General features: G+C 64.0%; 22 protein-coding genes. 17 read left to right on the forward strand and 5 right to left on the reverse strand.

The window, feature by feature from the left end; genetic code table 11:
• Nucleotides 1-56 precede the first annotated feature (56 nt).
• The 3 genes from A5892_RS11285 to A5892_RS11295 all read right to left on the reverse strand — a co-directional run bounded on the left by A5892_RS11285 (nt 57) and on the right by A5892_RS11295 (nt 2388).
• A complete protein-coding gene (locus A5892_RS11285) occupies nt 57-1121 on the reverse strand; it encodes a dipeptidase (protein WP_064122884.1) in 1065 nt (354 codons plus the stop codon).
• 209 nt (nt 1122-1330) lie between these two features.
• The gene (gene xthA / locus A5892_RS11290) at nt 1331-2143 is read right to left on the reverse strand and encodes an exodeoxyribonuclease III (RefSeq protein WP_064122885.1); all 813 of its coding nucleotides are present in this window, start codon (nt 2141-2143) and stop codon (nt 1331-1333) included.
• 2 nt (nt 2144-2145) lie between these two features.
• Nucleotides 2146-2388, reverse strand: a complete 243-nt coding sequence (locus A5892_RS11295; RefSeq protein ID WP_064122886.1) for a hypothetical protein — start codon at nt 2386-2388, stop codon at nt 2146-2148.
• 258 nt (nt 2389-2646) lie between these two features.
• Between A5892_RS11295 and rhlB the strand changes: the two genes are divergently transcribed.
• Both rhlB and dinG read left to right on the forward strand, forming a co-directional pair.
• A complete protein-coding gene (gene rhlB, locus A5892_RS11300; RefSeq protein WP_082890414.1) occupies nt 2647-4023 on the forward strand; it encodes an ATP-dependent RNA helicase RhlB in 1377 nt (458 codons plus the stop codon).
• 66 nt (nt 4024-4089) lie between these two features.
• Nucleotides 4090-6258 carry an ATP-dependent DNA helicase DinG gene (dinG, locus tag A5892_RS11305; protein ID WP_064122887.1) on the forward strand — a complete coding sequence of 723 codons (2169 nt, stop codon included), beginning with the start codon at nt 4090-4092 and terminating at the stop codon, nt 6256-6258.
• Between the two features lie 39 nt (nt 6259-6297).
• Here dinG and A5892_RS11310 read toward each other — a convergent pair whose 3' ends face one another.
• Nucleotides 6298-7374: a 3-deoxy-7-phosphoheptulonate synthase gene (locus A5892_RS11310; RefSeq protein ID WP_064122888.1), complete on the reverse strand. Its 1077-nt coding sequence runs from the start codon at nt 7372-7374 to the stop codon at nt 6298-6300.
• 354 nt (nt 7375-7728) lie between these two features.
• Here A5892_RS11310 and rpoE point away from each other — a divergent pair, with 354 nt between their 5' ends.
• The 5 genes from rpoE to A5892_RS11335 all read left to right on the forward strand — a co-directional run bounded on the left by rpoE (nt 7729) and on the right by A5892_RS11335 (nt 12758).
• Nucleotides 7729-8349, forward strand: a complete 621-nt coding sequence (gene rpoE, locus A5892_RS11315; protein WP_027349638.1) for an RNA polymerase sigma factor RpoE — start codon at nt 7729-7731, stop codon at nt 8347-8349.
• Between the two features lie 93 nt (nt 8350-8442).
• Nucleotides 8443-9156, forward strand: a complete 714-nt coding sequence (locus A5892_RS11320) for a sigma-E factor negative regulatory protein (protein WP_064122889.1) — start codon at nt 8443-8445, stop codon at nt 9154-9156.
• Nucleotides 9157-9317: 161 nt separating this feature from the next.
• Nucleotides 9318-10178 (forward strand): MucB/RseB C-terminal domain-containing protein, encoded by an 861-nt coding sequence (locus tag A5892_RS11325; protein ID WP_190295600.1) that lies wholly within the window; start codon nt 9318-9320, stop codon nt 10176-10178.
• 108 nt (nt 10179-10286) lie between these two features.
• Nucleotides 10287-11750: a DegQ family serine endoprotease gene (locus tag A5892_RS11330; RefSeq protein ID WP_082890415.1), complete on the forward strand. Its 1464-nt coding sequence runs from the start codon at nt 10287-10289 to the stop codon at nt 11748-11750.
• Between the two features lie 261 nt (nt 11751-12011).
• Entirely contained in the window at nt 12012-12758 is a 747-nt protein-coding gene (locus tag A5892_RS11335; protein ID WP_082890416.1) for a helix-turn-helix transcriptional regulator, read from the forward strand.
• Here the strand turns inward: A5892_RS11335 and A5892_RS19860 are convergent.
• Nucleotides 12715-13416: an acyl-homoserine-lactone synthase gene (locus tag A5892_RS19860; RefSeq protein ID WP_082890417.1), complete on the reverse strand. Its 702-nt coding sequence runs from the start codon at nt 13414-13416 to the stop codon at nt 12715-12717. The genes A5892_RS11335 and A5892_RS19860 overlap by 44 nt on opposite strands.
• Before the next feature lie 329 nt (nt 13417-13745).
• On the opposite strand from A5892_RS19860, the gene lepA reads away from it, so the two are divergent.
• From lepA to mazG, 10 genes are all read left to right on the forward strand, one after another.
• Complete coding sequence (lepA, locus tag A5892_RS11340) at nt 13746-15563, forward strand: translation elongation factor 4 (protein WP_064122892.1); 1818 nt, start codon at nt 13746-13748, stop codon at nt 15561-15563.
• A gap of 41 nt (nt 15564-15604) precedes the next feature.
• On the forward strand, nt 15605-16363 hold the full coding sequence (gene lepB / locus A5892_RS11345) for a signal peptidase I (protein WP_064122893.1): 759 nt from the start codon (nt 15605-15607) through the stop codon (nt 16361-16363).
• Between the two features lie 49 nt (nt 16364-16412).
• Nucleotides 16413-17102 carry a ribonuclease III gene (gene rnc / locus A5892_RS11350; RefSeq protein WP_064122894.1) on the forward strand — a complete coding sequence of 230 codons (690 nt, stop codon included), beginning with the start codon at nt 16413-16415 and terminating at the stop codon, nt 17100-17102.
• Entirely contained in the window at nt 17102-18037 is a 936-nt protein-coding gene (gene era, locus A5892_RS11355; RefSeq protein ID WP_064122895.1) for a GTPase Era, read from the forward strand. The genes rnc and era overlap by 1 nt, the downstream gene beginning before the upstream one ends.
• Before the next feature lie 28 nt (nt 18038-18065).
• On the forward strand, nt 18066-18782 hold the full coding sequence (gene recO / locus A5892_RS11360; RefSeq protein WP_064122896.1) for a DNA repair protein RecO: 717 nt from the start codon (nt 18066-18068) through the stop codon (nt 18780-18782).
• A gap of 68 nt (nt 18783-18850) precedes the next feature.
• Nucleotides 18851-19642, forward strand: a complete 792-nt coding sequence (locus A5892_RS11365) for a hypothetical protein (RefSeq protein WP_064122897.1) — start codon at nt 18851-18853, stop codon at nt 19640-19642.
• Between the two features lie 37 nt (nt 19643-19679).
• Nucleotides 19680-20585, forward strand: a complete 906-nt coding sequence (gene cysM, locus A5892_RS11370) for a cysteine synthase CysM (RefSeq protein ID WP_064122898.1) — start codon at nt 19680-19682, stop codon at nt 20583-20585.
• A 104-nt stretch (nt 20586-20689) separates the two neighbouring features.
• On the forward strand, nt 20690-21937 hold the full coding sequence (locus tag A5892_RS11375) for a TRAM domain-containing protein (protein WP_223302641.1): 1248 nt from the start codon (nt 20690-20692) through the stop codon (nt 21935-21937).
• A gap of 64 nt (nt 21938-22001) precedes the next feature.
• Nucleotides 22002-24266 (forward strand): GTP diphosphokinase, encoded by a 2265-nt coding sequence (relA, locus tag A5892_RS11380; protein WP_064122900.1) that lies wholly within the window; start codon nt 22002-22004, stop codon nt 24264-24266.
• Nucleotides 24253-25083 carry a nucleoside triphosphate pyrophosphohydrolase gene (mazG, locus tag A5892_RS11385; RefSeq protein ID WP_064122901.1) on the forward strand — a complete coding sequence of 277 codons (831 nt, stop codon included), beginning with the start codon at nt 24253-24255 and terminating at the stop codon, nt 25081-25083. The genes relA and mazG overlap by 14 nt, the downstream gene beginning before the upstream one ends.
• The last annotated feature ends 101 nt before the right edge of the window (nt 25084-25184 follow it).

Consider the following 25184-nt stretch of genomic DNA (forward strand, 5'->3'; position numbering starts at 1 on the left):
TGTGATTGTGTCGTGGTTGTAGAATCACTCGTTGTCACGATTGTCGCCAACGTCTTTCAGTCGCAGCGCCTCTTCCAGCATTCACCGAGCACCCGTAGCCAGTTGCTGCGGCAGATCGCCTCGAGCATGGCGGCGTCGTAGCCGGCGGTGGCGAGCGTATCGACCAGGTTGGGCAGTCCAGCGGCATCCTTGATCCCGGCTGGAATGGGTGCGCCATCGAAGTCCGAACCCAGCGCCACGCAGTCGATCCCGACCCGCTCGATCAGGTAGTCGAGATGGTGGCGCAGCACGTCCAGTGGAGTGGCCGGATTGGCCCGGGCATCGGCGCGCAGCATGGTGGTGGCATAGTTGAGTCCGACCAGCCCCCGGCGCTCGCGGATCGCGTCTAGCTGGCGATCGGTCAGGTTGCGCGCCACCGGGACCAGTGCGTGGGGATTGGAATGGCTGGCCACCAGCGGTGCCTGGCTGAGTTCGGCGACGTCCCAGAAGCCACGCTCGGTGATGTGGGCGAGGTCGATCATCACGCCGAGCCGGTCGCACTCGCGCACCAGCCGGCGACCGGCATCGGTAAGCCCGGGGCCTGTATCCGGGCTCATCGGGAAGGCGAACGGCACGCCATGGCCGAAGGCATTGTTGCGGCTCCATACCGGCCCCAGCGAGCGCATCCCGGCGGCATGAAACAGCTCCAACGTCTCCAGCCCTTCATCCAGCGGCTCGCAACCCTCCATGTGCAGCACCGCGGCGAAGCTGCCGGCTTCGATCGCTGATTCGATCTGCTCGACGCTGGTGCACAGTCGCCAGCCGCCTGCACGTTCTATGCGCTTGGCGATCGCGACGAAGGCGGTCGCCACGTCGAGCGCGCGGTGGCGTTCCACCGGGGCGGCGAGGGGGCTGGCGTAGTGGCCTCGGGCATCGGGTCGGGAAGGGGCGAGGTCGTGACGGTCTGAAGGAACGTAGATCGCGCAAAGACCACCGACCAGCCCGCCGCGTCGCGCGCGGGGCAGGTCGAGCTGGCCTTGGGGAGTTCCATCGATGAAGGCGGCGACCGGGTCGTCGCCCTGACAGGCTAGCTGCCAAAGTCTGAGCAAGACATCGTTGTGGCCATCGAAGACTGGCTGCATCCCACTCTCATCCGCTGTTTATGTCGTTATCGTCACGGCGTCCGGTCGACACCGGCGATGAATCGACTATGAACCCAAGCGGGTCGATGGCGCAACCAGGGCGGCGGGCGGCGGCGAGTCGGTATCGGGATTCAGGCGAGGGCAGGGCGGCGGGGGAAAATGGGCTTCGGCGGAGGACGATCCGTGCGGGCATCGTCCTCCCGCTGGCTTCAACGGCGCAGTTCGGTCCAGACCGGTGCGTGGTCGGAGGGTCTTTCCATGCCGCGCAGAGGGTAGTCGATGCCGACGTCGACGACGTGGGGGGCGAGCGTCGCCGACAGCATGATCAAATCGATGCGCAGCCCCCGCTTGGGCTCGCGTTCGAAGCCCTTGGAGCGATAGTCGAACCAGCTGAAGCGGTCGCTGGACTGAGGATGCAAGCAGCGATAGCTGTCGATCAGCCCCCACTGATGGAGCTTCGACAGCCAGCCCCGCTCCTCTGGCTGGAAGCTGGTCTTGCCCTCGCGCAGCCAGCGCTTGCGAGCATCTTCGCCGATGCCGATGTCCTGGTCCTCGGGCGAGATGTTGAAATCCCCCATCACTGCGATGGCGTCGCCGGGCTGGTGACGGCGGTCCAGCGTTTCGCTGAGCTGGGCGTAGAACCGGCGCTTGTGCGGATACTTGGTGGGGTGGGCGATGTTCTCACCCTGGGGGAAGTAGCCGTTGTAGACGGTGAGCTCGCCGAACTCGCTTTCAAGGCGCACCGCGATCATCCGCCGCTGGGCGTCCTCGGTGTCGCCGTCGAGACCGTAGCGGACCTCGAGCGGCGCCTGGCGGGTCAGCATCGCCACGCCATAGTGGCCCTTCTGGCCGTGATAGTGGACGTGATAGCCCAGCGCACGCACGGATTCGAGCGGGAACTCGTCGTCGTGAACCTTGGTTTCCTGTAGCCCGATCACGTCCGGGGCATGCTTCTCGACCAGCGCGGCGAGCTGATGGGGGCGCGCACGCAGTCCATTGATGTTGAATGATACGAGCTTCATCGTCAGCGACCTTCCCCCTCGTCGCTGGATGCGGCACCGTGAACGTCGAGCGTCGGTGCGTCCTTCTGGCGCTCGAGCTTGCGTGCCGCCTGGAGCTTGCGCTGGTCGCGCTTCTTCTGCAGGTAGCGACGCGAGGACACGACCTGGTCGGGGTTCTCGTGACGCCACTTCTTGTAGTCCTTGCGGCGTCCGGTGCGGATCGTTACACGATCGGCGATCGAACGGGTCTTTTTCCTGCGGGTCATCCAAGCTCTCTCGCTGGCCGGTGGTTGACAGACGCCCTTGGCGTCGAGTGCTGTGCGTTGGTTGATGGGATTCTACCAATTCAGCGCATGCGCTGTCGCATTGGTCGACATCGTGCGCTCAGGGTGGGCTCTGGTACACTGAGCGCCCTGCGTGTGAGCGACACGCACCCCGTCGCCCGCTGTGCCGCGGGAGTTCGCGTCTCCACTTCCCGACCGAGGAGGTGGACCGCCCTTTGTCAATCAACCGATCGAGATGCCATGAGCGAGTCGGAAAAGACCTCACCGCCGACCCAGAGCGACAATCACAAGCCCAAGCGCCGCCGTCGCAAGCCCCGCCAGAACGCAGCGGGAGAAGCCCGTCGCCAGCAGCGCGAGCGGGCACCGCGAGCTGCTGTTTCGCAGGATAGCGAGACGCCGGCCGCGCCGCCGGCGCCGCCAGTGAGTGCAGCCCCCGCTGTCCTTGCCTCGGTTCCGCCGCGGGCGGGGCAGTGGCGATTCCAGGATTTCGATCTGCCCACCCCGCTGATGCGGGCGATCAACGATCTCAGCTTCCAGTACTGCACCCCGATCCAGGGGGAAGCGCTCAAGCACACCCTGCTCGGTGGCGACGTGGTCGGCAAGGCGCAGACCGGTACCGGCAAGACTGCGGCGTTTCTGATCTCGATCTTCACCTATTTCCTCGAAGAGGAGCGTCCGGACGGCCAGAAGCCCGGCGCGCCGCGCGCGCTGATCGTCGCCCCGACCCGGGAACTGGCGCTGCAGATCGAGAAGGATGCTCGCCAGCTTGCCCGCTACACCGACCTTGAAGTGGTCAGCGCGGTCGGCGGCATGGAGTACCAGAAGCAGCAGCAGCAGTTGAAGAAGACCCTCGACGTGCTGATCGCCACGCCCGGACGGCTGCTCGACTTCCACCAGAAGCGTGACGTCGATCTTTCCCAGGTCGAGGTGCTGGTGCTCGACGAGGCCGACCGGATGCTGTCGATGGGCTTCATTCCCGACGTCAAGCGGATCATCCGCTCGACGCCGAAGAAGGAAGAGCGCCAGACCTTCCTGTTCTCGGCGACCTTCACCCAGGACATCCTCAATCTGGCCAGCCAGTGGACCTTCGATGCCGCCTACGTCGAGATCGCGTCCGAGAGCCAGACCGCGACCAACGTCGAGCAGCGGGTCTACATGGTCAGCGACCGCGACAAGGTGAGGCTCTTGACCAACCTGCTCAAGCAGGACGAGCTCGACCGGGTGATGGTGTTCGCCAACCAGAAGTACGTGGTCCGTGAGCTCGACGAGACCCTGCGCAAGGCCGGCATCAACGTGGCCATGCTTTCCGGCGACGTGCCGCAGAGGCAGCGCATTCGCACCCTCGAGGAGTTCCGCGAGGGCAAGGTGGCGGTGCTGGTGGCGACCGATGTCGCCGGACGCGGGATCCACATCTCCGATGTCTCCCATGTGATCAACTACACCTTGCCCGAGGATCCCGAGGACTACGTCCATCGGATCGGACGCACCGGGCGCGCTGGCGCGAAGGGCACATCGATCAGTTTCGTCGGCGAGGAGGATGCCTTCGCGCTGCCGGAGATCGAGTCGTTCATCAAGGACAAACTGCCTTGCGAGCATCCGCCCGAGGGGCTGCTCTGAGCGCGCAGGCCTTGGGCCACTCGGTAGACCGTGCCGTGCCCGGCTGCGTGGCGAGCGCCTGAATCGATGCTAGAACCGGCGCTCAAGCAAGAGATCCAGGAGGCTTATCGGCGGGTGCTCGAGGCGCTTGCGCTCAAGCCCCGCTATGGCCAGAAGCTGATGATCGCCGAGATCGCGCGCACGCTCGGCGGGATCGAACGCGACGAGCAGGGAGGCCGGGTCGGCAACCAGCACATCTGTGTGCTCGAGGCCGGCACCGGCACCGGCAAGACGCTCGCCTACCTGCTCGCCGCGCTGCCGATCGCCAAGGCGCGCGGCAAGCGGCTGGTGATCTCCACCGCCACCGTTGCGCTGCAGGAGCAGGTGCTTCACCAGGACCTGCCCGCGCTCAAAGCGCACAGCGGGATTTCATTCGATTTCGCCCTGGCCAAGGGGCGTGGGCGCTACCTGTGTCTCAGCCGGCTCGAGCAGGTGCTCGATGGCGCGGAAGCCAATCCCACGCTTTCGCTGTTCGAGCGCCAGCTGGCCAGCGGCGACGAGCGCCTCAACGAGCTGGCCACCGAGCTGGCCGGTGCCTACGCCAACGGCCGCTGGGAGGGTGATCGCGACAGCTGGCCGGAGGCGATCGAGGATCGTTACTGGCGCCAGCTGACCATCGATCATCGCCAGTGCACCAATCGTCGTTGCGGTCACTTCGCCGCCTGCGCCTTCTTCCGCGCTCGCAAACGTGTCGAAGAAGCCGATGTGATCGTCTCCAACCATGACCTGGTGCTCGCCGATCTCGCCCTTGGTGGTGGGATGGTGCTGCCGGCGCCGAAGGAGTGCTTCTACGTCTTCGACGAGGCGCATCACCTGCCGGATAAAGCGCTCGATCATTTCCATCAGCGTCTGCCCCTGCATGCTGCGGGACGCTGGCTGAATTTGTTGAAGAAATCACTGACCGACCTGACCACTGCGCTCGCGGTGCAGCCGGTGATCAAGCGTCTGCTCGCCACGCTGCCCGAGGCGCTGAACGCGATCGAGCCGCGTCTCGATGAGGCGCTGCGGTTGGGGCGTAGTCTCGAGGCGGCGCTGCCGGCGCAGGAGTTGCACGATGGCGTTCGGCGCCAGCACCGTTTCGAGATGGGCCGGGCGCCGGATGCGCTGCGCGAACTGGCGGGTGCCTTGGTGCTGCCCTTCGCCTCGCTGGCAAGGGCGTTGGAGGGAATTCTCGATATCCTGCGCGAGAGCCTCGATCCGGACAAATCGACCGGGCTCGCTCGCGAGCAGGCGGAACAGTGGCTGCCGCTGATCGCGCTGCTGCACGGGCGCGCGCTCGAGGCGCATGCGCTGTGGCAAGCGTTCGCGGTGGCCGACGTCGAAGCCGACCAGCCTCCGCAGGCCCGCTGGCTGCAGTTCGAAGCGGCGCGCGAAGGCGCGGGAGAAGAGCTGGTCTATGCTGCCTCCCCGGTCAGCGCCGCCCAGACCCTCGCCCAGCATCTATGGGGACGCTGTTTTGGTGCGGTGCTGACTTCGGCGACCCTGACCGCACTGGGCGGTTTCGAACGCACCCAGGAGCGTGCGGGGCTTGCCAATCGGTATCGCTACCAGCGTCTGCCGAGCCCGTTCGACTATTCCCGCGCGGTGCTCTCGGTGCCGCGCGAGGCGGTCGATCCCGCCAGCCGCGAGCGGCACGAGCGCTCGATCATCGACTTCGTCGCCGGGCTCGAGGAGCAGGGCGCGGTGCTGGTGCTGTTCTCGTCGCGTCGCCAGCTGCGCGCGGTGGAGCAGGCACTGTTCGACGCCGAGGAGAGTCGCGAGCGCGCCAGGTCGATACTGGTCCAGGACCAGATCCCCCGGCGCGAGCTGCTCGAGCGCCACCGCAGGCGGATCGATGAAGGCAAGGGCAGCATCATCTTCGGCCTGGCCAGCTTCGCCGAAGGCATCGACCTACCGGGTGAGTACCTCACCCATGTGGTGATCACCCGGCTGCCATTCGCGGTGCCCGACGATCCGGTAGGCGCGACGCTCGCCGAATGGATCGAAAGCCGAGGTGGCAACGCCTTCATGCGGATCACCGTACCGGATGCCTCGGTGAGGCTGGTACAGGCTTGCGGTCGGCTGATTCGCAAGGAAGTCGATAGTGGGAGGATCACGCTGCTCGATCGCCGGGTGCTGACCAAGCGCTATGGCAAGGCGCTGCTCGACTCACTGCCGCCGTTCAGGCGTGAAATCGATGGTATCGAGCAGAACTGAGCCCCCGGTGTGCATGACGGCCGGGGGCCGGGGCTTTCATCAGCCTGCGATGCGCCGCTTCAGCGGCTCGTGCAGCCGGTCGGCGAGCTCGCTGAGACGTTCCTCGGTGGTTGCCCAATCGATGCAGGCGTCGGTGACCGATACGCCGTAGGCGAGCTGGCTACGGTCAGCCGGGATCTTCTGCGCTCCCCAGTGGAGATGGGATTCGATCATCAGGCCGATGATCGACCGGTTGCCCTCGAGGATCTGCTGGGCGACGTTCTCGATCACCAGCGGCTGCAGTTCCGGATCCTTGTTCGAGTTGGCGTGCGAGCAGTCGATCATCAGGTTGGGCTTGAGTCCCGCGCTTTCGAGTTCGCGCTCTGCCAGCGAGACGCTGACGCTGTCGTAGTTGGGCTTGCCGTTGCCGCCGCGCAGCACCGCATGGCCATAGGCGTTGCCGCGGGTGGTGATCACCGCGACCTGGCCGCGCTGATCGATGCCGAGGAAGCTGTGCGAGTGGGCCACCGACTTGAGCGCATTGACCGCGACGTCGAGGCTGCCATCGGTGCCGTTCTTGAACCCGACCGGTCCTGAGAGCCCCGAGGCCATCTCGCGGTGGGTTTGCGATTCGGTGGTGCGGGCGCCGATCGCCGACCAGCTGATGCAGTCCTGCAGGTACTGCGGCGAGATTGGGTCGAGCGCCTCGGTGGCGAGCGGTACGCCGAGCTCGGAGAGCTCCACCAGCAGCCGGCGGGCAATGGTGAGGCCATCCTGGATGGCGAAGCTGTCGTCCATGTAGGGGTCGTTGATCAGGCCTTTCCAGCCCACCGTGGTGCGTGGTTTCTCGAAGTAGGCGCGCATCACCAGGAAGAGGTCGTCACCGACGCGGGAGGAGAGTTCGCGCAGGCGCATGGCATACTCGCGCGCCGCCTCTACGTCGTGGATGGAGCAGGGACCAACCACTACCAGGAGGCGCGGGTCCTCACGGTCGAGGATCCGCTGGATGGTGCGGCGGCTCTCTATCACGGTGCGCTCGGCGCGCTCTCCAAGGGGCAGCGACTGCTTGAGCGCTTCGGGAGTGATCAACACGTCCTGCGCGAGGACGTTGAGGTTGTTGACTTGCTGTTCTGACATGTTCGACCTGTCGACGGGATGAAGCGTCGGTCACGGGTTGGCTCGACGCTCGAAGCTTAAGGTAGCGACGAAAAGCAGCGGCGGAAGGGGCGGCTGGGGCGAATTCATCGGAGCGATATCTTAGCATGGAACTCAGCGATCACTCCGAGGTCCAACGGACGGGCTGAGTTGGGTCCATTGGTATAAGCTAGGAACAAGGGTAGCGTTTCGTCATTTTCATCTTTTTTCGACCCGGAGCCGGGTCGTGCCGTGAACTTCAAAGGGCCTGTCATTCGAGCCTGCACGGCACCAGCGCGATGATCGCGCAGGCCTCATGGGTATGGCTCCGGCGGTAGCATTCAAGGGGATACGTCGATGACGACCAAGGTGACCGACCAGCAGTTGGTCGAGCGGGCTCAGGCGGGAGACAGCCGGGCGTTCGACTTGCTGGTCAAGAAGTACCAGCACAAGATCATCGGCCTGATCGGGCGCTACGTGCACGATCAGGCCGAGGTGTACGACGTCGCGCAGGAAGCCTTCATCAAGGCGTATCGGGCGTTGGACAAGTTTCGCAACGAAAGCGCCTTCTATACCTGGATGTACCGGATCGCGATCAATACGGCGAAGAACCATCTGGTGGCCCGGGGCAGGCGCCCGCCGGGCAGCGATCTGGACATCAGCGACGCCGAGGTGCTCGATGTGAGTGGCCGGCTCGCCGACATCGAGACCCCGGAGGCCGCCATTGCCCGCGACCAGCTCGAGGCGGCCGTGTTCGAGGCGATCGAGAACCTGCCCGAGGACCTGCGTACCGCCATTACCCTGCGCGAGCTCGATGGCCTCGCCTACGAGGATATCGCCAATGTGATGCAGTGCCCGGTGGGCACCGTGCGCTCGCGAATATTCCGCGCTCGCGAGGCAATCGACCATCGGATCCGGGACATGCTCGAGCCGGATTTCAGCCGCGGGAATCAGACCGCAGCGCGCGAATTCGACTGATGATCAATGCATGTAACTAAACTTTTCTCCGTCTCCGATGTCTAGTTTTGCAGATCGTGGACCCGTGAAAGCATCGAGTATGAGGATGTGGCAATGAATCAAAAGGTCAGAGAGTCACTCTCCGCCGTGATGGACGGCGAAGGCGACGAACTCGAACTCAGACGCGTTCTCAGGGCACTCGCCAAGACTCCCGAAGAGGGTGACGCATGGCGGCGCTACCACGTTGCGCGCAGCGTGATGCGGCGCGAACGCGATATCGACGTCACCGTCGATCTTTCCGCCGCCATTCGTGCGCGGATCGACGCCCAGCAGCCCCCCGCCGCCGTGCGCGAGGGACGCGAGGAAGGCACCGTGCGACGCCACGGATCCGGGCCGTTCTCCTTCATGGGAGGCGCCGCGGTGGCCGCCGCAGTGAGCCTGATGGTGATCACCGGTGTGCAGGTCTATCGCGGTGTCGGTCAGGCGCCTGCCGATATCCCAAGCTTCGCCTCCAACGAGGAAAATGCGCAGAGCGGCTCAGGCTTCGGCGGTTTTCCTGGCGCAGGCCAGCTCCAGGGCGGCGCCACGCCGGTCGGCTTTGCCGGCTTCCAGCCGCGTGACGGGGTAGTGCCGGTGGGCGCGCGCAGCGGTGGACTGTTCCCGGTCTTCGATGGAGAAGAGCAGGGCATCGATACGCAGCAGCAGGCTCGCCTGCTCCAAGGCTTCTTCGATCAGCACGCCCAGCAGGCCGATTTCCAGCCGCAGGGCCAGTGGTCTCCCTCCGCCCGGTTCCTCGGGCCCGTCGAGGGTATGTCGAGCGCTCCCTAATGATGGCGGGTCGTATCTCGGGCGCCCGTTGCGGCGCCCTGGTTGCCGGCACTTTTCTTTTCCTCCTGTTGTCCTTTTCCTTCCAGGCACGCGGCGACGTGCAAGTTCGGTCGCCGTCCGGCCAAGTCTTCCTCGACTGCTCGAGCCTGAAGGATGCCTATGTGGATCGGCACTCGGGACAGGAGGCGTTTGCCCGTACCCTGCTTGCGGTTCGCTGCTTCAACTATCGGATGCTGGTGGTGCGCGCGAGCGCGGCTGGAATGAAGGCCTTCGAGCTCGAGCATGGGGTGGGCGAGGAGGGTGAGCGCGCGGCGATCAAGGCGCTCGACGGCGAGATGCAGCCCGGACTGCGCCGGTTGGAGGGCGGGCTGCCCAGCATCCTTCAGTTGGCGGCTCCGGATGTATCGGCGGCGGCGCTCGCCGAGCATTACCGCTTCGAGCTCATCGGACGCGCTCGAATCGCCGATCGTCCGGTCATTGTGATCGATGCGGTGCCCATGGACGAGCTCAGATACGCGCAGCGCTTCTGGCTCGACTCGCACAGTGGCTTGCCGCTCAAGAGATTGACCATCGATCTCGCTGGGCGAGTGGTGGAGACCCTCCAGGTGGTGCGCCTCGAGCAGCTTGAGGCGTTCGATGGCCGACTGGCGGTGAACTCGGCGATGCCTGTCGACGGCGGTACAGGGGTGTCCTGGCTGCCCGAGGGTTTCGTCGCCCGTGGTCAAGCCGCGGTGGAGCTCGCTGGGGAACGAATGGAGTCGAGGCTTTATGGTGATGGGCTTTCGAGTCTCAGCGTCTTCGTCGGACCCTGGCTCGACGCGGCGGCGCTGCCGGCGGGCCTGCATGCGCTTGGCGCCTCCAAGGCGATGGTGCGCCATTTGGGCGTGAAAGGTAGCGGCTACCAAGTGGTGGTGGTGGGCGAGGTGCCCGATCCGGTGCTGGTGCAGGTCGCCGAAGGGGTGGCGCCTGCGGATGATGGGCACTCAACGCAGGGAGGGCGATCAAATTTTCGCCGCGAATGAACCTCGTCCACCGTTGGCAGTCAATGTGGTCGGATGATCTTAAAAATATTTTAAGGTTGTTGGGGCCGGTATCGGTCAACAAGTCGAAAAACAGCAGGAGTAACCAAGATGCAGGTCGTGAAGCGACGGATGTCCCTGATGGTGGTGGCGCTTGCCTCCGTAGCCGCCATGCAGCAACCAGCGTTCGCCCAGGATGCCGGGACCTCTTCCCCGCCCGCGGCGGCGACTCAGCAGCTGCCCAACTTCACCGTTTTGGTCCAGCGGGCCGCGCCCGCGGTGGTCAACATCTCGACCACTCGGGAGGCTTCTTCACCCCGGGGCGGCATGAATGACCAGCAGATTCCCGAGATATTCCGGCGCTTCTTCGGCGATCAGCTGCCGCCGGGGTTCGGTGGACCCGGTGGCGGCGCGACCCCGCGAAGCGAGCTGCGTTCGCTGGGCTCGGGCTTCATCATCAGCGACGATGGCTACATCCTCACCAATGCGCACGTCGTCGCGGACGCCGATACCATCAGGGTCAGGCTCAACGATCGTCGCGAGCTGGACGCAGAGCTGATCGGTACCGATCCCAAGACGGACGTCGCGCTGATCAAGGTCGATGCCAGCGATCTGCCGGTGCTGTCGATCGGCAACTCCGACGAACTCCAGACCGGTGAGTGGGTGGCGGCGATCGGATCGCCGTTCGGCTTCGATCACTCGGTCACCGCCGGTATCGTCAGCGCGATCAACCGCACCTTGCCCTCCGACGCCTATGTTCCCTTCATCCAGACCGATGTCGCGATCAATCCGGGTAACTCCGGCGGGCCGCTGTTCAACCTGCAGGGGCAGGTGGTCGGGATCAATTCCCAGATATTCACCCGCAGTGGTGGATTCATGGGGCTATCGTTTGCGATCCCGATCAACGTAGCGATGGACATCGCCGACCAGCTCAGGCAGGACGGTCGTGTCCATCGTGGATGGCTGGGCGTGGTGATCCAGCCGGTGTCGCGTGATCTCGCCGACTCCTTCGGGCTCGGTGAGCCACGCGGGGCGCTGATCTCCCAGCTCGCCAGCGGCGGCCCCGCGGCCCAGGGCGGGCTGCGTCCCGGCGATATCGTACTGAGCGTCGACGGACGCGAGGTGGAGAGCTCCGAAGCGTTACCGCGCGAGATCGGTCGCGCCACGCCAGGCAGTGAGGTGACGCTCGGCATTCTCCGCGATGGCTCTGAGCGCAGCTTGAAGGTGACGGTGGGCGACTGGCCGGATAGCGAGCAGACGGCGCAGAGCGATTCAAGCAGTGCTCAACAGAGCGGCATCGGCATCGCGGTATCGCCGCTGAACCCTGAGCAGCTCGAAGAGGCGGGGGTGGAGCACGGCGTACTGGTCCAGCAGGTCGTGCCCGACGGCGCCGCCGCCCAGGCTGGGATTCAACCCGGTGACGTAATCATCGACATCGATCGCCAAGCGATCGACTCCGTCGACAAGCTGCGCGAGGTCATCGCTGATCTGCCGCGCGACCGCGCCGTAGCGGTGCGTATCGCCCGCGGCGATGCCCAGCTGTTTACCGCGTTGCGCATGGGCAGTGGAGAGTAAGGGCGGCATTCTTCTTATGATTCTCTAGCCCTCGTGCGGGCTGCATCGGTGCAGCCCGCATGCTCGTCATCCCCTCTCGTATTATCGGATTGACCATTACCAGTTGACGGAACCTCTCTGACCTTATGCTTGTTGAGGTTTTGCGCCCCATGTCCTAGGTATGATACATACTGATTCACTCTACTAGGTTCCTTGTCTCGGTCTGGTATGAGCTTGGTCCGAATTTGTGAACGTATAACACTTGAAAAGTAAGGGGGCGACATGCTGAGCATTTTTGGTCAAGGCAGTTCATGTGTCTTGAGCAGCAGCCACCCGGCACTGGCTGAAGTGGGGCATCGTCTTGAGCATCGGATGCGCGAGTTTGAGATGGACAACTTCGCGTATTTGTTGACGGATCGAAACTTCTCAAGGCGCCCCTTTATCATTTCGACTTATCCTAAAGAATGGCTTGAAATCTATACTTATGGTCATTATTACCTGAATGATCCCGTCATTCGCCACGCATTCACACGTGTCACGCCTTTTTCCTGGCAGGCGGGAGAGCGACGGGATCTGATTGAGTATGATGGCGAAGTATTTCATCAGTCGAGTCGTTTCAAGATAGATGCGGGTTACACCTTCGTGGTCAGAGGCGGACTTGGGGAAATGGGAGCGTTGAGTATATGCAGATCCGAGAAGAAGGCTGATTTCGAACAGAATATCTTGCGGCGTTCGGGAGATTTGCAAATGCTATTGCTTCAGGCGCATGAGGTGGCGAGTGATGCATTTTTTGCTGATGATCCACGGGTCAACTCCATCGACCAGTATCATTTGAGCGATCGGGAAAAAAGTGTTGTGCACTGGGCCGCTCAGGGGAAAACTTACCATGAAATAGGTATTATCTTGGGATTTAAAGAGCGCACGATAAAGAAATACATGGCGTCGGTTGTTTCAAAACTCGAAGTCGCCAACGCCAAGCATGCCATTAGCAAGAGTATTGAGCTTCAGTTGATTTCTTCGCGCTCATGATCTCGCTATCCTCTGGGTTCAGAACAATTTCCATGGGCCATTTGTCTAGTGTGGAGCCTTGGGTAAGAGAGGTAGAGAGTATCTTGTTGTATAATTTTTTTTGTGAGTCCCCGTCGATCTTGAGATTTAACAGATAGACGGGGTCATTTTTTTCGGAAGCACCAATTTCCATTACATCGAAATTCCAACCGCTATTTTTTAGTATTCGATGCATAGCCTTACTTACAACTGTAATAATACTTTCAAGATTTTCATTGATGCCATAGTTGATCATTGCAAGGAATAAAAATAGGGAGGGTTGAGGGCTTTGCTTAGGGAGCATTCTAGCCCTTTCCTTGTCAACGAAAAAACGGCTGGATTCGACAATGGTGGGTTTGGCTACCCGTGGGTGATTAAAAAAATCACGGAACGGTCCATCAAGCATGTAGGGTTTTTCTGTGGGTATGAAGCGAACACTGCATAAAAGCTGTTCTCCCATGCGCCCGACTAGATAAACAGTATCATGGTTGTCGAATTGATCGAATTCATATTGCCCGAATACATTGACTTTCCACTTCATGCGATCTTTGAAGGTGATCTTCCGCAGCTGGTAGAGATCTGCTCGTTGTACATGTGGAATGTCATCATAAGTAATGTGCTCAAATCGGATGGTGTGCATTGTGCGCTCCTGCGTAAATGAATTTTATTATCCCGATCATAAATGATGGCTGCGGACACGAAAGATGGGCATGTACTTTAGTGCATGGCGGTGGAGAGCGAAGCAGAAGTATAGACGTTCCTTTCTTTGTTTCCTGTGTTTATGTACAGTATTCGGGCAAGGGGACGATGAGTCGAAGCATCGACGGCTCAGTTGGGCGGTGAAAAGGCACGCTGTCTGTTACTGCCGTGCGTGCATCGGTACAATGCCCCATCCCCGCGCGCCATCAAGCACATAGCACCCGGTCAAGGGCTCTATCGGCGCGCACCTAGCTACCCCGGAAGCACTTCATGGCAAACGACCCAACCCGTCCGATATTGAGCCATATTCGGAACTTTTCGATCATCGCCCACATCGACCACGGCAAGTCCACCCTGGCGGACCGGATCATCCAGATCTGCGGAGGGCTGAGCGACCGCGAACTCAAGGAGCAGGTGCTCGACTCGATGGACATCGAGCGTGAGCGTGGAATCACCATCAAAGCGCAGTCGGTGACCCTCGACTACCAGGCCGAGGATGGCCAGGTCTATCAGCTCAATTTCATCGACACCCCGGGACACGTCGACTTTTCCTATGAAGTGTCGCGCTCGCTCTATGCCTGCGAGGGCGCGCTGCTGGTGGTCGACGCCGCGCAAGGGGTCGAGGCGCAGTCCGTCGCCAATTGCTATACCGCGATCGAGCAAGGGCTCGAGGTGCTGCCGGTGCTGAACAAGATGGACCTGCCGCAGGCGGACCCAGAGGCCGTCTCGCACCAGATCGAGGAGATCATTGGGCTGGACGCCACCGACGCCTGTCGCGTCTCGGCCAAGAGCGGGCTGGGCATGGAGGGGCTGCTCGAGCGCCTGGTGCGTGACATCCCGCCGCCGAAGGGCGATGTGGACGCACCGCTGCAGGCGCTGATCATCGACTCCTGGTTCGATAATTACCTCGGCGTGGTCTCGTTGATCCGGCTGTTCGACGGCACGCTGAAAAAAGGCGACAAGGTGCTGATGAAGTCCACCGGGCGCAACTGGGAAGCCTCCGCGGTGGGGATTTTCACGCCCAAGCGCACCGAGACCGGCGTGCTGCGCGCCGGTGAGGTGGGATTTCTGGTCGCAGGAATCAAGGACATCCACGGCGCGCCGGTGGGCGACACCATCACCCTCGCCAAGACGCCTCAGGTGCCTCGCCTGCCGGGCTTCCAGAAGGTCAAGCCCCAGGTCTACGCCGGGATGTTCCCGATCAGCTCCGATGACTACGAGGACTTCCGCGACGCGCTCGAGAAGCTGGCGCTCAACGATGCCTCGCTCGGCTATGTGCCGGAGAACTCCGATGCGCTCGGTTTCGGTTTCCGTGTCGGCTTCCTCGGCACCCTGCACATGGAGATCGTCCAGGAGCGGCTCGAGCGCGAGTACAACCTCGACCTGCTGACCACTGCGCCGACGGTGGTCTATGAACTGGCGATGGATTCCGGCGAGACCCTCTACATCTCCAACCCGTCGAAGCTCCCGGACATGGCGAGCGTCAGCGAGATGCGCGAACCGATCGCGAGGGCGAGCATCCTGGTGCCGCAGGAATACGTCGGCAACGTGATCACCGAGTGCATCAATCGTCGCGGTGTGCAGCTCGACCTGCAGGTGCTCGGCAACCAGATGCAGCTCACCTACGAACTGCCGATGAGCGAAGTGGTGATGGACTTCTTCGATCGCCTGAAGTCGATCTCCAAGGGCTATGCCTCGCTCGACTACAGCTTCGAGCGCTTCGAGGCGGCCAAGCTGGTGCGTCTCGACGTCCTGATCAATGGTGATAGGGTCGACGCCCTGGCGGTGATCATCCACCGCGACCATGCCCAGACCCGCGGTCGGGTGCTGGTCGAAAAGATGAAAGAGCTGATCCCGCGGCAGATGTTCGATGTCGCGATCCAGGCGGCGATCGGTGGGCACGTGATCGCGCGCTCCACGGTCAAGGCGCTGCGCAAGAACGTCACCGCGAAGTGCTACGGTGGCGACGTATCGCGTAAGAAGAAGCTGCTCGAGAAGCAGAAAGAGGGCAAGAAGCGCATGAAGCAGGTGGGGCGTGTGGAAATCCCCCAGGATGCCTTCCTGGCCGTTCTCAAGACCAGTGACTGAGCCTCTCGGGGCCGCTCACGCTGACGGGAATCGTTGTCGAGATGGATTTTTCGTTGCTTTTGGTGATCGCCGTGCTGGTGACCGGCGCGGTCTGGCTTTGCGATGTGCTCTGGCTGCGCCGCCGCCGTCGCGCGAATGGCGTGGTCGACGATGCCTCGCACCAGCCCTGGTACGTCGAGTATTCACGCTCGTTCTTTCCGGTACTGCTGGTGGTGTTGGTGGTGCGCTCGTTCGTGATCGAGCCGTTCCAGATTCCCTCCGGCTCGATGGAGCCGACCCTGGACATCGGTGACTTCATCGTGGTGAGCAAGTTCAGCTATGGGATGCGCCTGCCGGTGATCAACACCAAGATAGTCCCCACCGGCGAGCCTCAGCGCGGCGATGTGATGGTGTTCCGCTATCCGCCCGATCCCAGCGTCAACTTCATCAAGCGCGTCGTTGGGTTGCCGGGCGACCACGTCCGCTATGTCGACAAGCGCCTCTACATCAACGGCGAGCTGGTCGAGAAGGACTTCGTCTCCAACCAGGTTCCGGCCAACCCTGGCGAGGAGCTGTGGTTGGAGACCCTGGGCGACGTCACCCACAGCATCTACAACAATCCGCGCGACCCCGGCCGCGGTTTCGAGGGCCGGGTGCCCGAAGGCGAATATTTCGTGATGGGCGACAACCGCGACCATTCGAGCGATAGCCGCTATTGGGGCTTCGTGCCCGAGGGCAACGTCGTTGGCCGGGCCTTCGCGGTGTGGATGCATTGGGGCAGTGGACTGCCCAGCTTCTCGGCAGCGAGAATGATCCATTGAGCGCATCGATCGTGCGTCCCAACTATCATCAAGAGATTCGAATCGACCCGTGAGTAGCTCCCTGCAGGCGTTCGCCAAGCGCATCGGCCACCATTTCGACGACATCGGTCATCTGGAACTGGCTCTGACCCATCGCAGCTTCGGCGGCCGCAACAATGAACGGATCGAGTTCCTTGGTGACTCGATCGTCAACTTCATCATCGGCGAGGCGCTCTATCAGCGCTTTCCCCTGGCCCGCGAAGGGCAGCTGTCACGGCTGCGCGCTCGCTTGGTCAAGGGCCAGACGCTCGCCGAGCTGGCGCGGGAAGTATCGCTCGGCGAGCACTTGCGCCTCGGTTCGGGAGAGATGAAAAGCGGTGGTCACCGCCGTGAGTCGATCCTCGCCGACGCGATGGAGGCGGTGATCGGTGCGATCTACATCGACGCCGGGATGGAGGCGGTCAAGCGCTGCGTGCTGGCCTGGTACGCCGAGCGCCTCGAGGCCACCAGCCTCGACGATACGCTCAAGGATCCCAAGACCCGGCTGCAGGAGTTCCTCCAGTCGCGTCAGGTTCCGCTGCCGCGCTACGAAGTGATGGCGATCGAGGGCGAGGCGCATGAGCAGACCTTCACCGTGAACTGCCACGTCGCAAGCCTGGACGCACCCACCCGCGGGATCGGCCCGAGCCGGCGTCATGCCGAGCAAGAGGCCGCCGAGCGCGCGATCGCGCTGCTCGAGCCGCAGAAACGGAGGTCGTGATGGACGACACCACCAACCAGGCCGACGCAGCCGGCGAGCAGCGCTGCGGCTTCGTCGCCATCGTCGGCCGGCCCAACGTCGGCAAGTCGACGCTGATGAACCGCATCCTCGGCCAGAAGATCTCGATCACCTCGCGCCGTCCCCAGACCACCCGTCACCAGGTGATGGGGGTCAAGACCGAAGGGGATACCCAGACGGTCTTCGTCGACACGCCCGGCATGCACATCATGGGCAAGGATCGCAACCGTGCGATCAACCAGTTCATGAACCAGACCGCGACCCAGGCGCTGCGCGGGGTCGACTGTGTGGTATTCATCATCGACAGGACCCGTTGGACCGAGGAGGACCAGATCGTCCTCGACCGCCTCGCCCCTTTGGAGGTGCCGGTGATCCTCGCGGTGAACAAGGTCGACTGGCTCAAGGACAAGTCGACGCTGCTGCCCTGGCTCGAGCAGGTGGCCGGCAAGCGCGCATTCACCGCGATCCTGCCGATCTCGGCCAAGAACGGCACCGGCGTCGACGCGCTGGAGGCAGAAGTCGGCCGTCATCTGTCGGTCGGCCCGCACTATTTTCCGAGTGACCAGGTCACCGACAAGAGCGAACGCTTCATCGCCGCTGAGCTCGTCCGCGAGAAGGTGATGCGCCAGCTCGGCGACGAGCTGCCCTACCAGATGACCGTCGAGATCGAGGAGTTTCGCGATGAAGGCCGGGTGGTGCACATTAGCGCACTGATGCTGGTCGAGCGTGAGGGCCAGAAGAAGATCCTGATCGGCGAGGGCGGCGAGCGGATCAAGCAGATCGGCAGCGAGGCGCGTATCGATATGGAGCGCACCTTCGGCGCCAAGGTGATGCTCAAGCTATGGGTCAAGGTGAAACGTGGCTGGTCCGACGACGCTCGCGCGTTGAAGAGCTTAGGCTACGATTTCGAAGAGTGATTAGAAGGCGTCGTGGAGAGCCGAGACGATGGCGCTGCAGCCTGCCTTCCTTTTGCACCGTCGCCCCTATCGGGAGACCAGCGCGCTGGTCGACCTGCTGACCTTCGAGCACGGGCTGGTGCGCGGCGTCGCCCGCGGCGTGGCGCGTCCCGGGAGCCGCTCGCGCGGTGCGCTGCAGCCGTTCACCCCGCTGCACGTCGCCTGGCGCGGAGAACGCGAACTGAAGACGCTGACCCTGATCGAGTCCACCCGCGCAGGGGTGATGCTCGCGGGGGAGGGGCTGCTTTGTGCGCTTTATGCCAATGAACTGCTCTATCGCTGCCTGCCGCGTGAGTTCGCGGTCGAGGCGCTGTTCGCCCACTACGGTGCGCTGCTCGAGGCACTGCCGACGCCTGGGCTGCGTGCGCCCGGGCTGCGTCGGCTCGAGATCACGCTGCTCGAGGCCCTTGACGCCGAGCCGCTTTTTTTGAGCATCGATGGCGATCGCCCACTCGAGCCCCAGCTACGCTATGGGTATGATGCGTCCGCTCGCCGTTTCCGCCCGATTGCCGATGGACACCAGGGCGTGGATGGCCGCACGCTGCGGCTGCTCGCCCACGGAGACTGGGAGGCGCCGGGTCTCGCCGGTGCGGCCAAGTGGCTGCTTCGCGAAGCGCTGGCACCGCTGCTCGGCGCACGGCCGCTGCGCTCGCGCGCACTGCTCCAGTCACTGGTGGAGCGGCGCCGAGCGATGCCGGCGGATTGATTGGGGTAGCTTGTTCGACCAATAGCGTCGGCGTTGCGCCGACCCTCATCATTATCCAGGTACCTGCCATGCATCCTTTGCGGATCCAGCTCGGTTTCGATCTTGACCCCCTGATTCACCTGGGGCGGGGCGATGAGCCCGAGCACCATGCCGGCTGTCTGCACAGCGCGCTGAACGCGCTCGACGGCGGTGCCGACTTCGTCTGCGCAAGCCTGGATTCGGACCCTGCCACTCGCACGGCGCTCGCGACGCTTGCGCCGCTGGTGCGTTCGAGGCTGTTGCTCGCCACCGTGACCGATAAGGCGGCCCTGGCCTTCGCCGCGAAGCTGCGTCCCGCCCAGCTTTGCCTGCGTGAGGTGCCCGACCCGGCGGTGCTGGCCGAGCTGGCCAGCTGGGTAGAGGCGGAGTCCTGCGAGCTGCTCGCTTGGCTGCCGGCGGATACCGACCCCGCCCGGCTCGAGAGCATCGCCCGGGCGGGCATCAAAGGGGTGCGTATCGATGCGCTGCCCTGGTCGAGCGCTCGCAACGTGGCGCGCGAGCGAGCCCGAGGCCGGCTCGAGGCGCTGGTCGAGGCCGCCTGCGAGGCGGATCTGTTCGTGCACCTGTGCAAGGTCACCACCCCGCGCTGCGCCGAGGAGGCGGCGACCATCGGCGGCGTCTCGGCGGTCGAGATAGGCGCGGGGCTGCTCCCGCGCGCGCTCGATCGCGGCCTGCGTCCCGCCCTCGAGGGGCTGGCCCAGACCCTGGTTGCGGCCCAGGAGGCGGGGCTCGCGCTGGCGCTGGACGAACACGAACATCATCACGATCACGATCACGATCACGATCACGATCACGGGCCTGGCTGCGGCTGCGGTCACTGACCGTCGCCGCCGTGGCCCGGTTGAGAAGGACACCACCATGCACTTTCCAGCACTCGAAGAAGTGATCGGCAACACGCCGCTGGTACGCTTGAAGCGGATCGGCGCGGGGCGCGACAATCTGCTCCTCGCCAAGCTCGAAGGCCACAATCCGGCCGGTTCGGTGAAAGACCGCGCGGCGCTGTCGCTGATCGAAGGCGCCGAGACGCGCGGCGAGATCGCGCCGGGCGACACCTTGATCGAGGCGACCTCCGGCAACACCGGGATCGCGCTGGCGATGGCGGCGACGATCAAGGGCTATCGCATGGTACTGATCATGCCGGCCAACGCCAGTGAGGAGCGCAAGCAGGCGATGGCCGCCTATGGCGCTGAGCTGATCGAGGTGGATCGCGAGGCGGGCATGGAAGGCGCGCGCGATCTCGCTGCGCGCATGGTCGCCGAAGGACAGGGCAAGACGCTCGACCAGTTCGGCAATCCGGACAATCCGCTGGCCCACTATCGCGGCACCGGCCCCGAGATCTGGCGCCAGACCGAGGGACGGATCACCCACTTCGTCAGCTCGATGGGCACTACCGGGACGATCATGGGCGTTTCGCGCTATCTGAAGGAACAGCGCGAGGAGATCCAGGTGATTGGCCTGCAACCGAGCGATGGCGCCAGTATTCCTGGTATCCGCCGCTGGCCGGAGGCTTATCGTCCATCGATCTTCGATCCGGCGCGGGTCGATCGGATACTCGACATAAGCCAGCAGGAGGCCGAAGAGCAGATGCGCCGGCTCGCTCGCGAGGAGGGAATCTTCGCCGGAGTTTCTTCCGGTGGGGCGCTTGCGGGCGCGCTCCGGGTCGCTGAAGAGACCGAGGGCGCGGTGATCGTATTCGTGGTCTGCGACCGCGGTGATCGCTACCTTTCCACCGGGCTGTTCGCCCGCGCTGGCGAGGGACGCTGAGCGTGGCGCTCGGCAAGCGCAGGCCCGCGCGTAGCCCCGGGGAGGGGCGCCGTGGCGCCAAGCCTCCAACCGCCGAAGTCGCGAGGCAGGAGGCTGGCGAGGGTTTGGACGCGCTCGAGGTCCTGCGGCTTTCCCACGATGGGCGGGGGATCGCCCGCGACGCTCAAGGCAAGACGATATTCATCGATCGTGCCCTGCCGGGAGAGCGGGTCGACGTGCGGCGGCATCGCCAGCGGCGGCGCTTCGACGAGGCCCATCCGGTGCAGGTGGCGCGGCCCAGTGCCGCCAGGGTGGTCCCGGCTTGCGTCCATTTCGAGGTGTGTGGTGGCTGTTCGCTGCAGCATCTGGAAATCAGCGCACAGCGCGAGCACAAGTCCGGGGTGCTGGTCGAGCACCTTCATCGGGCGCGGCTCGACGTCCCAGCGGTGGAGCTGCTCGCCGGCGAGGCCTACGGCTATCGACGCAGGGCCCGGCTCGGGGTCAAGCTCGATGGCGAGGGCCGGCTGCGCTTCGGGTTCAGGCGGCGCCAGAGCGAGCGTCTGTTCGATATCGAGCAGTGTCCGGTGCTGCTGCCCGGGCTCGAGGTTTTGCTCGCCCCGCTGCGCGAATGCCTGCAACGGCTCGAGGCGCCGCGCCAGCTCGGCCATATCGAACTGATCGCGGGTGACGATGCCATCGCGCTCAAGCTGCGCCAGCTCAAACCGGTTGCGGCGGATGAAAGCCGCTGGCGCGTCTTCGCCGAGGCCCACGATCTGGTGCTGATCTTCGATCGTGGCGAGCCTTCGGCGCTGCCTACGCTGCACTACCGGCTCGATGTCGCGGGGCGTAGCCTGGCGATGGGTTTTCAGCCGGGTGACTTCCTCCAGGTCAATGGCGCGGTCAACCGCCAGCTGGTCGGTGCCGCGCTCGACTGGCTGGCATTGCCCGCTGGCGCACGACTGCTCGATCTGTTCGCCGGGGTCGGCAACTTTGGCCTGCCGTTCGCCGCGACCGGTGTGCGGGTCGCCGCTATCGAAGGCAGCGCGGCGATGGTCGAGCGGGTCAGCGCCAACGCTCGTACGCTTGGGCTCGGGATATCCACCCGGGCGATGGACTTGGGCCAGGCCCCGGCGGTAGAGGATGTCGATGCGGTGCTGCTCGATCCGCCTCGCGACGGCGCGCAGAATGTGTGCAAGGCGCTCGCGAGTGCCGGGCCTGAGCGAGTACTCTATGTATCCTGTGACCCGGCGACACTGGCGCGCGACGCGGCGCTTTTGGTCGCGGGCGGTTACCGGCTCGTGCGCATCGCCTTGGTCGATATGTTTCCCCAGACGCCGCATCTCGAGTCGCTTTCGCTTTTCGAGCGTCGGTGACCCGCTGCGGCGGCGGCCATCCAGACAATAATCGAAGCTCATCAGGAGGCTGGAGGTATCGGTCATGGTCAAGGTACGTGAGGATCAGCCGCTGCTGGCGGACGGGCGAGTCGATATTCCGGCGTGGGTCGAGCATCTCAACCAGGAAGTCCGGCTGAGCGACCCCTCGGAGCTGCGCCGTGCGTGCGAGTTCGCCGAGCAGATCACCCGTGATGCCGCCAAGCGTTACCCGGCGTGGCGCGAGGTGGGCTCCAACTTCCGCGCAGGGCTCGAGATCGCCGACATCCTGTCCGAGCTGCATCTCGACCAGCCGACGCTGGTCGCGGCGGTTCTTTATCGCTGCGTGCGCAAGGAGCTGACCAGCCTGGATGAGGTCGAGCGGCTGTTCGGCACCGAGGTCGCGGGGTTGATCGACGGGGTGCTCAAGATGGCCGCGATCAGCCAGCTCCAGGCGCCGCAGAGCGGGCTCTCCCAGCACAACCAGCAAGAGAACCTGCGCAAGATGCTGGTGACCATGATCGACGACGTGCGCGTCGCCCTGATCAAGATCGCCGAGCGCACCACCATGCTGCGCCAAGTGCGCAACGACTCGCGCGAGAAGTGCCAGCGGGTCGCGCGCGAGGTGTTCGATATCTACGCACCGCTCGCCCATCGTCTCGGCATCGGCCAGATCAAGTGGGAGCTCGAAGACCTGTCGTTTCGCTATCTGCACGAGGCCGAGTACAAGGCGATCGCCAAGCAGCTGGCCGAGAAGCGGCTCGACCGGGACCACTACATCGGCGAGGTCAAGTCGACCATCACCGGACTGCTCGAGGCCCAGGGCATCGCGCGCTACCAGGTCGACGGCCGGGCGAAGCACATCTACTCGATCTGGCGGAAGATGAAGCGCAAGCGGATAGACTTCTCCCAGGTCTATGACGTCCGCGCGGTACGTGTGCTGGTGCCCGAGGTGGCCGACTGCTACACCGTGCTGGGGCTGATCCATTCGCGTTGGCACCACGTCCCCAACGAGTTCGACGACTACATCGCCAATCCCAAGCGCAACGGCTACCAGTCGCTGCATACCGCGGTGCTCGGTCCCGATCACAAGGTGCTCGAGATCCAGATCCGGACCTTCGCCATGCACGAGGATGCGGAGCTCGGCGTTTGCGCCCACTGGCGCTACAAGGGTACCGACGTCGATTCGCGCAGCTCCGGCTACGAGCAGAAGATCGCCTGGCTGCGCCAGGTGCTCGAATGGCAAGAGGAGGTCGGTGAGATCAATGACCTGAGCGAGGGTCTCCAGGTCGATATCGCCCCCGACAGGATCTACGTCTTCACCCCCGATGGCCACGTCATCGACATGCCGAAGGTGTCGACGCCGATCGACTTCGCCTACCGGGTGCATACCGAGATCGGCCATCGCTGCCGCGGCGCCAAGGTCGATGGAAGGATCGTGCCGCTCACCTACCGGCTCAAGACTGGCCAGCAGGTCGAGATCCTCACCGCCACCCAGGGTGGGCCGAGCCGGGACTGGCTCAATCCCGGCCTGGGTTACGCCAAGACCTCGCGCGCCCGGGCCAAGATCCAGGCCTGGTTCAAGCAGCAGGCGCGCGGCCAGAACCTCGAGGAGGGCAAGGCGCTGCTCGAGCGCGAGTTCCGCCGCCTCGATCTCGATGGCCTCGATCGCGAACGCCTCGCCCAGGCGGTCAACTACCCGACTCCCGACGACATGTACGCGGCGATCGGTGCCGGCGACCTGCGCGTCGGCCAGGTGCTCTCGCAGGCCCAGCAGCTGTTCGGCGACACCGACGACCAGGAGCAGCTCGACCGCCTGCTGACCCGCTCCCGGCGTGGCGCCAAGGAGCCCCAGGACGCGATCACCGTGCTTGGGGTCGGCAACCTCAAGACCCAGATGGCCAACTGCTGCCATCCGGTGCCGGGCGACCAGATCGTTGGCTTCATCACCCATGGCCGCGGCGTCACCGTGCACCGCGAGGACTGCCCCAACATCCTGCAGCTGCGTCTCGACGAGCCGAGCCGGATCGTCCACGTCGAGTGGGGCTCGAGCCAGGCGAGCGTCTATGCGGTCGATATCGAAGTGCTGGCCTGGGATCGTACCGGGCTGCTGCGCGACGTGATCGGCGTGCTCTCGACCGAGAAGGCCAACGTGCTGGCGGTGAATACCCAGACCGATCGGGAGGACAATCTCGCGCGGCTACGGATCACCCTCGAAGTCTCCGGGCTCGAGCTGCTCGGGCGGATATTCAATCGTATTCAGCAGCTCGCCAACGTGATGGACGTGCGTCGGCTGCGCCAGGGAGGAAAGCAGGAAAATGTCGCGGGTTGAGGGCGCGGGGAGCGAACGCCATGGGCTCGACGATCTACTCGAGCTGATGGCGGTGCTGCGTGACGAGCGGGAAGGCTGTCCCTGGGATGTCGAACAGCGCTGGGAAACCATCGCGCCGCATACCCTCGAGGAGGCTTACGAGGTGGTCGATGCGATCGAGCGCGGTGCATTCGGTGAGCTGAAGCTCGAGCTGGGTGATCTGCTGTTCCAGGTGGTCTACTACGCCCAGTTCGCCCGCGAGGAGGGGCGTTTCGATTTTCTGGATGTGGTCGACGGCCTGGTGCGCAAGATGATCGTCCGTCACCCCCACGTCTTTCCCGAGGGACGACTCGACTCTCGTCGCGAGAATCTTCCCGCCCGTACGCTGAGCCAGGCCCAGATAGGAGAGAGGTGGGAGCGGCGCAAGGCTTCGGAGCGCGATGCCCGTGCCGAGCGCTCCAGCGCTTCCGTGCTCGATGACATCCCGCTGGCGCTGCCCGCGCTGAGTCGGGCGGCCAAGCTCTCGCGCCGCGCCTCCAGGCTTGGTTTCGACTGGCCGGACCATACCGGGGCGCTCGACAAAGTCGACGAGGAGCTTGCGGAGGTGCGCGAGGCGATCGCCGCCTCGAACCATGATGCGATAGAGGACGAGCTCGGCGATCTGCTCTTCGCCACCGCCACGCTCGCAGGCAAGCTCGGCGTCGATCCCGAGCGCGCGCTGAGGCGCGCAGGGGCCAAGTTCGAACGGCGTTTTCGCGGCGTCGAGGCGCGCTGCCGGCCGGGTGACGGTCTTGATACGCTGGAGCGCCATTGGCAGGCGGTGAAGAGCGAGGAGTGAAGGTGAAGCAGCGGATGCGTCGGGAAGTACACTAATTCGGAAGCACACCAATTCGGTGGTTATATTACTAAAGTATTATCCTTTTAGCCCCGAATTCGGGG

Source organism: Halotalea alkalilenta (genome assembly GCF_001648175.1).
In the GTDB taxonomy this organism is placed as follows: Bacteria; Pseudomonadota; Gammaproteobacteria; order Pseudomonadales; family Halomonadaceae; genus Halotalea; species Halotalea alkalilenta_A.

Excerpts from the sequence above, each read along its gene's own strand:
- A5892_RS11330 (WP_082890415.1), top strand. The coding sequence starts at position 10,287 with ATGCAGGTCGTGAAGCGACGGATGTCCCTGATGGTGGTGGCGCTTGCC.
- recO (WP_064122896.1), top strand. The coding sequence starts at position 18,066 with ATGGCGCTGCAGCCTGCCTTCCTTTTGCACCGTCGCCCCTATCGGGAG.
- A5892_RS19860 (WP_082890417.1), bottom strand. The coding sequence starts at position 13,416 with ATGCACACCATCCGATTTGAGCACATTACTTATGATGACATTCCACAT.
- A5892_RS11295 (WP_064122886.1), bottom strand. The coding sequence starts at position 2,388 with ATGACCCGCAGGAAAAAGACCCGTTCGATCGCCGATCGTGTAACGATC.
- era (WP_064122895.1), top strand. The coding sequence starts at position 17,102 with ATGGACGACACCACCAACCAGGCCGACGCAGCCGGCGAGCAGCGCTGC.
- A5892_RS11285 (WP_064122884.1), bottom strand. The coding sequence starts at position 1,121 with ATGCAGCCAGTCTTCGATGGCCACAACGATGTCTTGCTCAGACTTTGG.
- A5892_RS11365 (WP_064122897.1), top strand. The coding sequence starts at position 18,851 with ATGCATCCTTTGCGGATCCAGCTCGGTTTCGATCTTGACCCCCTGATT.
- lepB (WP_064122893.1), top strand. The coding sequence starts at position 15,605 with ATGGATTTTTCGTTGCTTTTGGTGATCGCCGTGCTGGTGACCGGCGCG.
- xthA (WP_064122885.1), bottom strand. The coding sequence starts at position 2,143 with ATGAAGCTCGTATCATTCAACATCAATGGACTGCGTGCGCGCCCCCAT.
- mazG (WP_064122901.1), top strand. The coding sequence starts at position 24,253 with ATGTCGCGGGTTGAGGGCGCGGGGAGCGAACGCCATGGGCTCGACGAT.
- cysM (WP_064122898.1), top strand. The coding sequence starts at position 19,680 with ATGCACTTTCCAGCACTCGAAGAAGTGATCGGCAACACGCCGCTGGTA.
- A5892_RS11320 (WP_064122889.1), top strand. The coding sequence starts at position 8,443 with ATGAATCAAAAGGTCAGAGAGTCACTCTCCGCCGTGATGGACGGCGAA.
- A5892_RS11310 (WP_064122888.1), bottom strand. The coding sequence starts at position 7,374 with ATGTCAGAACAGCAAGTCAACAACCTCAACGTCCTCGCGCAGGACGTG.
- A5892_RS11335 (WP_082890416.1), top strand. The coding sequence starts at position 12,012 with ATGCTGAGCATTTTTGGTCAAGGCAGTTCATGTGTCTTGAGCAGCAGC.
- dinG (WP_064122887.1), top strand. The coding sequence starts at position 4,090 with ATGCTAGAACCGGCGCTCAAGCAAGAGATCCAGGAGGCTTATCGGCGG.
- lepA (WP_064122892.1), top strand. The coding sequence starts at position 13,746 with ATGGCAAACGACCCAACCCGTCCGATATTGAGCCATATTCGGAACTTT.
- rhlB (WP_082890414.1), top strand. The coding sequence starts at position 2,647 with ATGAGCGAGTCGGAAAAGACCTCACCGCCGACCCAGAGCGACAATCAC.
- rpoE (WP_027349638.1), top strand. The coding sequence starts at position 7,729 with ATGACGACCAAGGTGACCGACCAGCAGTTGGTCGAGCGGGCTCAGGCG.
- relA (WP_064122900.1), top strand. The coding sequence starts at position 22,002 with ATGGTCAAGGTACGTGAGGATCAGCCGCTGCTGGCGGACGGGCGAGTC.